The 13002-nt window shown below is 54.4% G+C and carries 12 protein-coding genes; 5 read left to right on the forward strand and 7 right to left on the reverse strand.

Annotated elements, in window-relative coordinates; all coding sequences use genetic code 11:
• Positions 1-22: 22 nt before the first annotated feature.
• Genes AC1DF0_RS17580 through AC1DF0_RS17590 form a run of 3 tightly spaced genes read right to left on the reverse strand, consistent with a single transcriptional unit; the run spans position 23 to position 2989 of the window.
• Complete coding sequence (locus tag AC1DF0_RS17580; protein WP_442047919.1) at positions 23-742, reverse strand: response regulator; 720 nt, start codon at positions 740-742, stop codon at positions 23-25.
• Positions 739-1605 (reverse strand): sensor histidine kinase, encoded by an 867-nt coding sequence (locus AC1DF0_RS17585; protein ID WP_477574801.1) that lies wholly within the window; start codon positions 1603-1605, stop codon positions 739-741. Before AC1DF0_RS17585 ends, AC1DF0_RS17580 begins: the two co-directional genes overlap by 4 nt.
• 16 nt (positions 1606-1621) lie before the next feature.
• Positions 1622-2989: a copper resistance D family protein gene (locus AC1DF0_RS17590; RefSeq protein ID WP_477574802.1), complete on the reverse strand. Its 1368-nt coding sequence runs from the start codon at positions 2987-2989 to the stop codon at positions 1622-1624.
• Positions 2990-3240: 251 nt separating this feature from the next.
• On the opposite strand from AC1DF0_RS17590, the gene AC1DF0_RS17595 reads away from it, so the two are divergent.
• Positions 3241-3408, forward strand: a complete 168-nt coding sequence (locus AC1DF0_RS17595) for a hypothetical protein (RefSeq protein ID WP_442047922.1) — start codon at positions 3241-3243, stop codon at positions 3406-3408.
• Positions 3409-3671: 263 nt separating this feature from the next.
• On the opposite strand, the gene AC1DF0_RS17600 is transcribed toward AC1DF0_RS17595, so the two are convergent.
• Positions 3672-4082 carry a gamma-glutamylcyclotransferase family protein gene (locus tag AC1DF0_RS17600; protein ID WP_442047923.1) on the reverse strand — a complete coding sequence of 137 codons (411 nt, stop codon included), beginning with the start codon at positions 4080-4082 and terminating at the stop codon, positions 3672-3674.
• A gap of 126 nt (positions 4083-4208) precedes the next feature.
• On the opposite strand from AC1DF0_RS17600, the gene AC1DF0_RS17605 reads away from it, so the two are divergent.
• Positions 4209-5093, forward strand: a complete 885-nt coding sequence (locus AC1DF0_RS17605; RefSeq protein ID WP_442047924.1) for a helix-turn-helix domain-containing protein — start codon at positions 4209-4211, stop codon at positions 5091-5093.
• Positions 5094-5197: 104 nt separating this feature from the next.
• Positions 5198-6490, forward strand: a complete 1293-nt coding sequence (locus AC1DF0_RS17610; RefSeq protein WP_442047925.1) for a glycoside hydrolase family 27 protein — start codon at positions 5198-5200, stop codon at positions 6488-6490.
• A 321-nt stretch (positions 6491-6811) separates the two neighbouring features.
• Here AC1DF0_RS17610 and AC1DF0_RS17615 read toward each other — a convergent pair whose 3' ends face one another.
• Positions 6812-7609 carry a LamB/YcsF family protein gene (locus AC1DF0_RS17615; protein ID WP_477574803.1) on the reverse strand — a complete coding sequence of 266 codons (798 nt, stop codon included), beginning with the start codon at positions 7607-7609 and terminating at the stop codon, positions 6812-6814.
• 21 nt (positions 7610-7630) lie between these two features.
• Positions 7631-9505, reverse strand: a complete 1875-nt coding sequence (gene pxpB / locus AC1DF0_RS17620; RefSeq protein WP_477574804.1) for a 5-oxoprolinase subunit PxpB — start codon at positions 9503-9505, stop codon at positions 7631-7633.
• Positions 9506-9722: 217 nt separating this feature from the next.
• Here pxpB and AC1DF0_RS17625 point away from each other — a divergent pair, with 217 nt between their 5' ends.
• The gene (locus tag AC1DF0_RS17625; protein WP_477574805.1) at positions 9723-11102 is read left to right on the forward strand and encodes a Glu/Leu/Phe/Val family dehydrogenase; all 1380 of its coding nucleotides are present in this window, start codon (positions 9723-9725) and stop codon (positions 11100-11102) included.
• A 74-nt stretch (positions 11103-11176) separates the two neighbouring features.
• Here the strand turns inward: AC1DF0_RS17625 and AC1DF0_RS17630 are convergent, their stop codons facing one another.
• Positions 11177-12508: a VWA domain-containing protein gene (locus AC1DF0_RS17630; RefSeq protein WP_477574806.1), complete on the reverse strand. Its 1332-nt coding sequence runs from the start codon at positions 12506-12508 to the stop codon at positions 11177-11179.
• A gap of 151 nt (positions 12509-12659) precedes the next feature.
• On the opposite strand from AC1DF0_RS17630, the gene AC1DF0_RS17635 reads away from it, so the two are divergent.
• Positions 12660-12962, forward strand: coding sequence for a hypothetical protein (locus AC1DF0_RS17635; protein WP_477574807.1), 303 nt, complete (start codon positions 12660-12662; stop codon positions 12960-12962).
• Positions 12963-13002: the final 40 nt, after the last annotated feature.

The raw sequence follows: 13002 nt of genomic DNA on the forward strand, positions 1-13002 counted from the left end.
AGAGGACTGTCGACCCATCTTGTCATTTTTCGACTATGCCTTGCTGGAGCGCATAAATTGTCAATTGAACCCGATTGGCGAGATGAAGCTTTTGCAAAATATTTTTGAGGTGGTTTTTGACCGTATGTTCGGAGAGGGAAAGCGCCCCGGCGATCTCGCGGTTGGAAGCGCCCGTTGCGACATGCTCAAGCACGACCTTTTCCCGATCGGTGAGCGGGGTTGTCATATCAGGCAGCGGCTTAGCCGCTCCAGCAGCCGGCTTGCGCGATGAAATGGCCTGGTCAACTGAGGGAGAAGGCTTGTCCATTCCCGTAAACTCCTGCAGAAGCCGGAAAGCAAGCGCCTTGGACATCGGCGCTTCATCGACGGAAACGGCATGCAAATATTCGAGCCAAGAGGAAGGAGCGATGTTCTTGAGCAGATAGCCTTGCGCGCCGCGCTTAATCGCTTCGAAGAGGTTAGTAATATCGTCGGAAACCGTAACCATTATAATTTTAAGCGAGGGATGAAGCTGCTTAAGACGGAAAGTGGCCTCAAGTCCGCCGATACCCGGCATATTGATGTCCATAAGCACAAGATCAGGACAGATGGCGGCTGCAAGCGCGAGCGCCTCCTCGCCGCTTGACGCCTCGCCGACAACGGTAAATGCGGGATCGCTTGCCACAATCTCCCGCATTCCTTCGAGACCATGAGGATGGTCGTCAACAAGCATCACCCGGACCGGTGCTGCGATATCTGTCATTTCGTTTCCCCCTTACCCCGTATCGTAACAATCATTCCATGCGAATAAGCAGGCGACACATCGAGCGACCAACGCATCGCATCCGCTCTCGCCCGCATCATCTTCAAGCCGTACGTCCCCTGCTTGTCCAACCCGTTGCTTGACGCTCCGATTCCATCATCCTCGATTTGACAATAAAATGCGGCCTCATCGCCCGCCGAGCCGGCACTTAGCGGAAGTTGACCGCCTCGGACGACTACACGCTCTGCTCTCGCGTGCTTCTGCACATTCATTAGCGCTTCGCGCATAATGGCAAGCAGTTCGACCTTTTGTTTCGGAGATAATACATCCTCATTCAACTTCCAATCGACAGACGACTGGATACCGCTCGCTTGTTCCATCTCGGCAGTCAGATGATGTATGCTTTGCAGCCATGGCTGCATGGCAGGCAGTGGCGTATGATGCAGGCTCTCGACCTGCTGCCTGACGTCGTCATACACGCGCCGGACTGTCGTTTTTATTTCCTCGGCTGTGGCGAGTGCCTTCGGGTCGGCAGTCTCGCGCTCTAGCCGGTCGAGCTTAACGGAAAGCATGAACAGCGATTGCGAGATGCCGTCATGCAGCTCGCGCGCAAGCTGCTCTCGCTCCTCGAAGGCGGCCTTCGCGACTCGCTCCCGATGAAGAGAATCTTGTGTTTGCTCCAGCTTCGCGAACAGACCGCGCAGCAATGTCAGCGTAACAACGAATACGAGCGCCGGAGCAAGAATATTACCCAGCTCCATCGAAACATAGGGCAGCAAAACCGCATGGCGAATATACTCCCACAAGCCGATCGTAACCGTCGGTATCCACAATATCAGCCACTTCAGCCATTTATAAGACAACTTGCTCCCCCCTGTCTTAATCGTTACGGAATGGAATCGTCTCCGCGGTTGTTTGGCCATCTATATCGGTAATGATCAGTTCCGCTTGCCATGCACCTGGATATGGCAGCTCAACTTTGCTAGCTTTATATTCCGTCAGCTTGAAGCCAGGGAAGGAACTATCGTTATTCGTTTCCTTCGGCAGCAGATTCACGATAATCGGAGTTTTATCCGGACGCTTCTGCGATGTAATCGACAAGCTGACAGCTTCCGGCTCTCCCAGCTCCTCTGGCAGCCACACCTTGAGCGACACCTCATTAGGACCAGGTCCGTTCGGTGTAATGTCCAATGTGTAATGAAGCTCTTCTCCCATTTTGTGATAATTAAGCGGCTCTGTATCAGGTGCCGGACTGATATAAGTAAGTACGCCGACAATCAATAGAACGGCGATCATCAATATGCCGTCCAGCTTAAGCAGCATGCCGCGCGGCATTTCCTTGCGCTTTGCGCGCACTCGCAGGAATGCTCCGACGACGACAACCGCAAGGACGAGTAGCGCTTTGCCCATAAGCAGCCATCCCCAGTTGCTGTATAGCAAATAGCGCCACGAAGGCAATAGGAACACCGTCATGATGATGCCTGTGACGGCTAGAAGCACGATCGTTATCCAAGCAACGGTAGTGAACCTGGCGGCGAACCGCCCAGCCTCCTTACGGTCCGAGAACCAATAGAGCAGGAGCAGCATAACGCCCCCTGCCCATATGGCCGAGCAGCTCAGATGAAGGAAGTTCATAATAAGAGCAAGTGCCGAATCGTCGAGAGCCAACGTGTGTCCGCCGAAGCTCTCTACGCCGAGCAGCAGCAGCGCCCATATCGCTTTAACAATTTCATTTTGCTTCAATATAACGAAACCGAGAACAGCCAGCACTAGAAGCGCGATCCACGAGCGGCCGGCATTCGTTTCTGTAAAGACGCCGATGGCATCCACGCTTGTGCCGAGACTATTCATAAGTGCATTGAAGTGAATAAAGATGTACACAATGGCGGTAAGAAGCAGTGTTCTAACGGCAAGCAAACTCCACTTGGCATGCATGCGCTGCGGATCGCTGCCAAATGCAAAAGGAAGCGCAACGGACCATAACATCGTCCCCGTTGCCGCCATCAAAGCGATATAATAGACTGCTCTAATGATATAAAGCAGCGATTGTCCTCCTGTCGCCCCGCCGGAATATCCTAACTCGGAATGCTGATGCGATGCATCAACGGATGCCGCGGCAGCTTGACCAGCCGGAAGCCATAGTAATAGTGTGAAAAACAACAGGGCAACAATTGCAAACAGGTAAAAAGCAGTCCTCGAGCTTCTCCCTGGGTTCAAATCATGTATGTTGTCGTGAGTGTGAATCATAATGTCGCTCTTGAACCTTCCTTCCGTTACGCTAGTTATCACGTACAGTGTACTAAACGCAAAAGAAAAGAACAATGAAACCGCCGCAGTGACACACAATGCTCACCTTTTGCTGCCCGATAACAAGAGGACGTATAAATTTCACTGAAATCGCCGATGCTCATAAATGATACCAATGGCGGTTGCCGTCCATTAACGGCGTAAGCTGACGCGGCTATGCTGCTAAACTTCGAATAGGGATGTGTGATTTGATGTCAGAAAAGCCTTATCAGCTCGCCCGCTTTGGCGAGCAGGCGGATGCGCTTGACTCGATTCGCAAGCTGGAACAAAAGCTTAGTGAGGATTATGGCTCAACGGTTGCGTTGGTTGCTTACGCCGAAGCCGACCATTCAGACGGCAAGCGGCAAGCAGGGGAATAAGGGAATAACCGGCTAATGAGAGATCTGCTCTCGTGTACGCCGGTTTTTTTGTTTCGGACTGGCCGTCTGTCTGAGCCTTAGTCTAAGTTGGATAATTGCACTACCTTTCCTTCAATAAGCTTCAATTCAGCCACTTCAGCAAAGAGTTGCTGCAAAAATCCAGTATAGCCGATAATTGCTTCTTTTAAGTGGGCTCTATCATGCAGGAATCCAACATAGCAACAGCCAGCAAACCACTGCCTCTTCCAATACCAATAATGCAGTTAATTCCTATCCCCACATGAAACACTTGAACGATAATCCGGCCAATACGGCTCCTCTATCCTTGGACAGCCTCTGTCGTCGCTCCAAACGTAGATCCACCCCGCCAGCTCTGGGCGATAAGCATCCCGCACCCATACCCGCTCGTAATCGTTACATTCCTCTATGCCGTAAAATTCCTCGAGCTCATCCATCGACGCAAGTCCCGCTCTATCGACGACGATCCACTGACCGCGTATAATACTATTGCGCTGCTTGGCATCGGCATCCCGAACGGCTGCCGGATATGAGCCGCAATCAACCAATCGGCCGAACACTTGTCCCGTTCTTGAAGCTTGTATGAAGCTAGCAACGACGTGATGATTGCTTTCGCCGGGAAGAAGCGTTCCATAAATAAATACTTGAATGCTCATAAATGCTGTTCACACCTGTCCATACGAGTGTATTGCGTATTTGATGCTATCATCATAAGGGTCAGTGATTGATACGACAAGCTGTAATAATAAGCTCCCCCATGCAGGCAAGGAGGTTCATCAATAGTGGCTCATTCGCAACCTTACGGCGTATACGGCTACCGATTCCAAGATTCGCCGCAGCTCCCGATCTACCAGTTGTTCGCAGTTGGACATCAGCAAATTAGTGATCCCGAGTATTCTTGGGACGGCATGAAGCGGATTGATGGACCGCTCTATTTACTCCAATATACGGTGTCGGGCTTCGGCCGATACCGTCTTGGCGATACAACCTATGAGGTGGGCCCAGGAACGGCTTTCCTGGCCGAAATTCCGGGGGATCATCATTATTACTTGCCTCCCGAAAGCGACAACTGGACATTCTATTTCGTACTCATTCGCCAAGCTAATCTGCAGCCGTTATGGCGAGAGCTTATCGATTCGATTGGTGTAACGCCTCAGCTTGAGGCCGGCAGTTCTGCGGTTCGAGCGCTGCAGAGGCTATATTCAGAAGCGCGTATGAACGGTATAAAGAACAGTTATCAGGCATCGTCGTTCGTATATACGCTTATGATGGAGCTGCTGCAAACCAAACATAAGTTACAGAACGAGAGAGAGTCTTGGCCGAGCAGTATTCGTGATGCCGCCTTCCACATGGAATCTTCATTCGCACAGCCTGAGAGCTTGGACGAAATCGCCGCCGTTGTCGGCTTATCCAAATATTACTTTGCTCGGTTGTTTCTTCGGACGACCGGCATGTCGCCGATGGATTACGTCACGAAGCTGCGTATTGAGAAAGCTGTCGAATTGCTGCGCAGCTCGAAGCTGACGGTCGATGAAATTGCCCGAGAGGTCGGCTATGCGAACGGCAGCTACTTTAGCAAAGTGTTCCGTGGCAGAGTTGGTTTTCCGCCAGGTGACTTCAGACTGGCGAAGGAGCTGCCATCCATCGATAGACTGCGATTTGATTGAGCAATATTTTACATACGAACGCAATAAAATAGGCTAGCCACAGGGTAATGATTCGTTCTACGATATTGGCATAGAGCAATATTACGATAGAGAGGGCGATCATTGTGGTAACAAGCGCGAAGAAACATCATCAGTATGCGGCAACGCCGCCGCTCGGCTGGAATAGCTGGGACTGCTACGGGGCTGCGGTTAGAGAAGAAGAAATTAGAGGCAATGCGGAATATATGGCCGAGCATCTGAAGCCATTCGGCTGGGAATATGTCGTCGTCGACATTCAATGGTACGAGCCCGGCGCGGTGTCTTCGCATTACCGCCAGTTCGTTCCGCTGGAAATGGACGCATATTCGCGGCTTATGCCTTCGGTTGAACGTTTCCCGTCTGCCGCTGGCGGACAAGGCTTCAAGCCGTTGGCTGATTATGTGCATAGCTTAGGCCTGAAGTTCGGCATCCATATCATGCGGGGCATTCCGCGCCAAGCGGCACATGCCGATACACCGGTGCTGGGAACGACGGCAACGGCCCGCCAGATCGCGCACCCGAACTCGATCTGCCCGTGGAACACCGATATGTACGGCGTTGATGCATCGAGAGACGGCGCTGCGGCGTACTACAATTCATTGTTCGACCTGTACGCTTCTTGGGGCGTTGATTTCGTCAAAGTCGATGACATCGCCGCATCGCGGCTATACGGCATTCATTTGCCAGAGATCGAGCTGATCCGCTCGGCGATCGAGCAGTGCGGACGGCCGATGGTGCTTAGCCTCTCGCCAGGACCCGCGCCGCTTGCGCATGCGGAGGAGCTTGCCGCAAATGCTAATATGTGGCGGATGACCGACGATTACTGGGACATCTGGCATTTGCTCTACAATATGTTCGAGCGCTGCGAGAAGTGGGCTCCGCATGTAGCGGAAGGACGATGGCCGGACTGCGACATGCTTCCGCTCGGGCATCTCGGCATCCGCTCGGTTGACGGCGGCGGCAGCGACCGCTGGACGAGATTCACGCGAGACGAGCAGCTTACGATGATGTCGCTTTGGTCGATCTTCCGTTCGCCGCTTATGTTCGGCGGCGAGCTTCGCGATAATGACGACTGGACACTGTCGCTCATTACGAACGAAGAAGTGCTGGAGCTGCATCGCAACAGCCGCGGAGCGCGGCAAGTATTGCGCGACGGTGATCGTATCGTATGGGCCTCGCAAGGCGAGAACGATACAACCTATGTCGCTTTGTTCAACGCAGGCGAAGCGTCGGACAATGTATCGGTCAGCTTGGAGCAGCTTGGTCTTTCTGCCCCCGTGCAGGGACGTGATCTGTGGAAGCGCGAGAGCCTTGGAACGCTGGATCAGCTATCCTTTCAGTTGCCGCCTCACAGCTCGCTACTGCTTAAGCTGAATTAATCGTAGCATGTGCTTGCTGGCGTTACGGACTCCAGCGACACTTAGCCGTCGACAAGCGATCCTATTGCGGAGTTGCGGACTGAGGAGTCATTAAATAGTCGTTTTTCTACAAAACTTGACTCTTTAGTCGCAGATAGCGTTTATACGGTCCGTTACACTCCCAATTGCGGCTTATAGATTGCAGTTAGCGTCACTACAGTCCGTACGAACACATTGAGTATAGAAACAGAAAGCAGCCCGCCTTGAACTGCACCCCATTTGTTAGACACGACTAACAATGGAAGTGCGGATCATTGGAGGGCTGCTTTTTTGCTTTGTATCCTATTGCGGTGCGCGAAGAGCGATGCCGGCTGCAAGCAAAGCGCTGCTAATGCTTTGCGCGAACGCGGCTGCATGCGGGCCGTCGCCGTGCAGGCAGATCGTGCCGGCCTCGATGGCGATTTCATCGCCGCTCGCCGTATAAGCTTTGCCTTCCGCGGCCATCGAGACGGCCTGTCTGACGGCCGCTTCCGTGCTGGCCAGCAGCGCGCCCGGCTGGCTGCGCGGCGTTAATGTACCGTCCGCCAAGTACGTGCGGTCGGCGAATACTTCGGAGACAGCGCCAAGTCCTTGGCGCCTAGCCTCGTCAAGAAGCAGGCTGCCGGAGCCGCCGAAGACGAGCAGCCGCTTGTCGATATCGGCTGCGGCTTTCACGACGGCTGCAGCAATCTCTTGATCGCGTCCGGCCATATGGTAGAGCGCGCCGTGCGGTTTTACATGGCTTAGCCTTCCTCCAGCCGCTTGCACAAAAGCGGATAATGCCCCAACCTGATAAACAACGTAATCATAAGCCTCGCTAGCGGTTATGCTCATCTCGCGACGTCCGAAGCCGATCCGATCCGGCAAGCCCGGATGCGCGCCAAGCGCAACACCTGCCGCCAGCGATTTCTCGGCAGCAAGGCGCATCGTATGCGGATCGCCTGCATGGAAGCCGCAGGCGATGTTGACGCTTGTGACATACCGGAGCAGCTCGTCGTCCTGCCCGAACGAATACGCGCCGAACCCTTCTCCGAAATCGCAGTTGAGATCGACTGCTTTGGCGGCTGCCGACCCTGTCGTACTATCTAATCGATCTTTCATCGATGCATTCCTCTCCTGTTCCTATGGCAAGCGGCAGCGTATCGCAATTGCGAGCTGACGCAGCTCCAGCTCGCGGGATATTGCCAGCCGCTGCGTCTCTTCAAGCGATACATGCCGGAAGCGAATCGTATCGCCGGGTTTCGCTTGCCCGAGCAGCGGCAGATCGACGCTGGCGACATGCGCAATCTTGGGGTAGCCGCCGGTCGTCTGGCAATCGGCGGCTAGCACGATCGGGGCGCCGCCGGAAGGCACCTGGACGGCGCCGGGCGTTACCCCATGCGAGCGGAGCTCCGCATGGGCAGAGCGTTCGAGAGGGCTGCCGTCCAAGCGGCAGCCCATACGGTCCGAGTCGTGAGCGACGCGGTAGCGCTCCCGATAAAGAGCTGTTCGGGCAGCTTCGCTGAACTGCCCGAATTCGCTGCCCGGCATCGCGCGAAGCTCGATGCCGTCCTCGTCGCTGCCGCCGCCATAGGCAAGCGGCTGCGCGAACCACGGCGCGGCCGCCCAGCACCCTGGGCGGGCGGCCAGCGCCGCGATCCATGCGGCTGCCCACCGCGAAGCGGCAGCCGCACCAGCTGCGCCGCACGGCACGACGTCGCCGGCGGCAAGCCGCCGCCCGCCGAGGCCGCCGAGCGTGGCGCGCGCATACGTGCTGCGGCTGCCCAGCACCTCGGGCACGCCGATGCCTCCGGCAACCGCGATATACGCGCGGCAGCCGCTCAGCGCACTGCCGAAGCGGAGCACGGCGCCGCTTCGCACGAACACCGGCCGCCACATCGGCAGCTCTTCGCCGTCGATTGTCGGCGCCATATACGCGCCGCATACGGCGATCAGCATATCGTCCTGCGCCACCAGCTCCGGCCCGATAAGCGTCAGCTCGAGCGCCGCCGCATTCGCCTCATTGCCAACGAGCATATTGGCAAGCCGCAGCGAATAGCTGTCAATCGCGCCGCCTGCCGGCAAGCCGATTGATCGATATCCTGCCCTGCCTAAATCTTGTATCGTCGTATGTAAGCCTGCTTTACTGATACGAAAACCTGCACCATCATCGGATGCACCAGTCTCAATATTGTGCATTCGTCCATCTCTGGCATCATCGCTCCGTGAATCAGCACCAGTCTGTTCATCCCTCCACGCCGCGTCCCTTACCGGCACGAATCGAACCGTATCTCCCGCCCGCAGCAAGGAAGGCTCGCTGCGCTGCGCATCGAATAGCTTCACAGGCGTGCGTCCGATCAACTGCCAGCCTCCCGGCGACGCAAGCGGATAAACGCCCGTCTGCCCGCCTCCTATGCCAACCGAACCCGCCTCTACACGTAAGCGCGGGACAGCTTTGCGCGGCTGAGCGAGCGACTCTGGCAATCCGATCAAATACGGAAAACCCGGCATGAAGCCAATCATCGCCACTTTATATTCAGCCTCGGCATGCCTCCTGCACACCTCATCCTCCGTCATTCCCGCATGTGCAGCCGCCTCGGCCAGATCCGGACCAAATTCGCCGCCGTAGCAGACCGGGATCTCAACTATCCTTGTTTTCACTGTTGAAACGCGCCATTCCCGGCTTATAATCTCCCGTAACCTCTGCTCGGCAAGCTGATACGGCAAAAGGTCCGTCAACCTGTCGTTCCATCCGGCGGCATCCGTCGCATTTTCTTCCCGCCAGAGCAAATCCGGATCGTATACCACCGTTACGCTCGTATAAGCAGGAACGATATCCAGCATCCATCGTTCTTGGCTCGCACCTAATTGATCGGCAAGCGCCGCGAACTCTGTCCAATCCGCTTCGACTCCAAACTCACTAGCTTCCAGGACAATCGCGCTGTCCCCCAGCGGATAGAAGCGCATCCGTTCATCGTCCGACTTGACTTGCAGTCCAGCGAACTCCTTTTCAACCATGCCGCTCATCCTCCCGCCTGCCGCTCTTATACGGATACATCGATTTTGACATACCTTTTCGCCGTATAGCAACTGTTATTCCTCGTATTCGCAAGCGGCTCCGCTTAGCCGTTTTTGGTTAAACGCTTCCAAGTATGGTACACTCAAATGGAGTATTTTTCCTCATACTATAACGTTAAGTGTTAGCTGCACTAACACTGAAGGAGGTCGTCTGCCCATGGCAAGCCAAACAGGAGCCATCGTACAGCAATCTTTGAATGTTTTAACGGGAGATCAGTCATTTCTGCCAAATTTGCAGGAGAAGGAACGTGAGCAAGCTTTCAAGTCGCTGGCTGCAATCCTATCCACTCCGAATAAAGTTCATAAGGCTTTTCTGAGAATTACGGTCGAAGACGGCAGCGTCGTCCGCATTCCGGCTTACCGCATTCAGCATAACGACACACTCGGCCCTTACAAAGGCGGCATCCGCTTCCATGAATCGGTGAACGAGGACGAGGTAACGAATCTCGCTGCACTGATGACGCTTAAGAACGCGCTTCACGAAGTTCCGTTCGGAGGCGGTAAAGGCGGCGTGGTCATTAACCCGCGCAAGTATTCCGTCAAAGAGCTGTATCTTATTTGCAAAAAATATGTCCAATACTTCAGCGATGTGCTCGGTCCGGACAAAGACATTCCGGCACCCGATATGGGAACGGGCGAGCGCGAAATGGACTGGATGATGGCCGAATACAAGAGCATCCATCCCGGTCAGCCATACCTCGGCAGCTTTACAGGCAAAAGCATCGTAAGCGGAGGTTCGCTTGGCCGCAGGGAAGCGACAGGCAAAGGCGTGTACTTCACATTCCGCTACCTGCTGCACGACTTCCTGAATGAGCAGAGCGATTGGCTCGCGGGAAGCTCGAACCCGTACGCTCAGACGGCGCTTGCACATACGAACAGACCGTTGTCGATAGCGGTGCAGGGCTTCGGCAATGTCGGCTCGGTCGCCGCGCTTGAAGCTTACAAATGTCCGTATCTCCACAACAAGGTCGTGGCCGTCAGCGACCGCAACGTCACCTTGTTCAATGCGGAGGGCTTATCCATTCCGGTACTGATCGAATATGCCGCCAATAACCAAGGCGATCTGCCTTCTACGCCAGAGAGCTTGAAGGAGCTTGGCATCCGTGCCGACATTCTCGAGCGCGAGGCTGTCCTTTACCTCGACGTTGACGTCCTAATGCTCGCTGCGTTGGAAGAACAGATCCGCGCCGACAATGTGTCCAAAGTGAAAGCCCGTATCGTCGTGGAAGGCGCCAATGCTCCTGTTACCGGCGAGGCCGACGACGTATTGAATGCGAACGGCACGATCGTCATTCCCGACATACTTGCCAACGCAGGCGGCGTTATCGTGTCTTATTTCGAATGGCTCCAAGGCCGCGAGACGCAATTCTACACAGAAGAAGAAGTCTATAAGCTTCTCTATGCCAAAATGCAAAAAACATTAACCGGCATACTGCCCGCTTATTTCGGAGAGCCCACGCCGCTTCGTCAAAGCTGTTACAATCATGCCGTAACGAAGCTGTCCACCTCTCTGTATCGCCAAGGCAAGCTATACTAATTAAAGATAATAAGAAGGGCTATTCCACTGCAGCCAAGTTGCCGCTTAGGAATAGCCCTCTTCTATATCAGATTTTACTCCTGCACGTAGCGATTAATGACCTCTACAAGCAAATCGTTCAGCAGCTTCACCTCATATTCGCCGACTGCAGGCTCCAAGTGATCACCGCCAATTCCGCTATCATCCGTCAGGAACAAGTATGTCCCTCCTGACGCGACAGCCATGAATCGGAGCAAATATTCCGTATCGACGTCTATTCCGCTTGAGGCGACGGGAATAACGCGGATGCCCTGCTTCGCCGCGTCTTGTATCAACTGCTGCACTTCATCTATGATTTGCGGATCGCTGTGCGGGGGAGCATCCAGCACGAGGAACAGCAGCCTCGCCCTTGCCTCTTTACTCCATTCATGGTCATGAATCGCATCCCGCAGCGCCTGATCGACCGCCTCAGGGAAGTCCCCGCCTCCGCGTGCATTTTCCTTCGTAATCCATCCGGTCACCGTATCCACGTTCGTGACGAACGGATGCGGCTTCACGATATAATCATCATGCTTATCCCGGTAAAAGTTGGCGCTCAGACGGATATCCAGCTGGTTCGCATGCTCCTCGGACACTCTTCGAATGACGTCCTTCAGCTCAGCGCCCAAGTAGTTAAGCTCATCCTCCATCGAACCCGTCGTATCGACGACGAACATCACATCGACCTGATCGGACAAAGAAGCACCGCTTTCGATGCCAAGATCAACCTTGACGACGCCTTGCTTCGTAATATCTATATTTTCTAACCGCTTGTTCTGTTGCCCGGCTCTCGCCTCGATGACGTATTCGCTCTGGCGTCTGTTCTCTTGCCCGTCGAACAAGCCGGCGAATACATAAGCTCTTCCTTCTGTGTTCGTCCGGGCTTCCCAAAGCGGTTGCCCGCCTTGCATCACCTTTACCTCCGCGTCGGCAACTGCCTTCCCGTTCGCAGTCACCACAACCTCAACACGGTGGAACGCAGCGAAGGACCACGCGCGCAAACTGCTGTCGCCCTCTTGGCTATTAAGCAGATTGCCGAACCGCTCCCATGCGGCGAGATCATCCCATTCTCCCGCGGTCAACTGACCAGCCTGAACTTCTTTGTCTTGCGAGCCATAACCGCGCTTGTCTTTGTTCTCTTTGCGATTACTAGTATCGGACTTCGACGACGTCGACTCTTCAGAACTCGGGGCTGACGTATCGTGATCGCCTCCGTTCGCGGACTCCCCTGCTTCAGTCGCGCTTTCGCTGCTGCTTCGATTACCTGTGCCTTCGTCATTTGAGCTGCTCGATGAGCAGCCGCCGAGCAGCCAGACGAGCATCGCTATGCCAACCATCATCGCAGCCGTTTTACCAATAGACCTTCTGAACGAATGAGCATTATTCATTCCTTCAACCCCTTTTTATCTATTTGGTTATCAAACGGCCTTCGGCTTACAAATGTTGCATATTTCCGCTGATCGTTTTACAATCGGTAACAGACATGAGGCGAGTCCGCGATCGACTGCATCAGCTTCATATTCAAGGAGGACTTCCCTAATGGAAACATTCGAGCTCATCGCAATAGAAATCGCATATCAGCAGCAAACCAGACATTTATCATTCACTTCAGCAGGTCTCGTTCTCGTCAGTGATTACGGCGACCGGCTATGGTATATCGATGTCGTAGGCATCGGCGAAGTAGATTTGCTTGCCTGGTTCGGACAATCGGAGGACATCGGCGTTGAAGTAACGGCTGTCGCTGTTAACGGCACGACCTTCCGCGGCAAAGGTTATTTGCATCCGAATGAGCCGCATCAAGCAGCGGCAATCCGCGGTGACGGCGAACTATTCTCGCAATAATCAATCGCAGTCAGACTACGGCCTCTAGCACCAGAAACCT

This window comes from Paenibacillus sp. 05T425, from assembly GCF_056396205.1.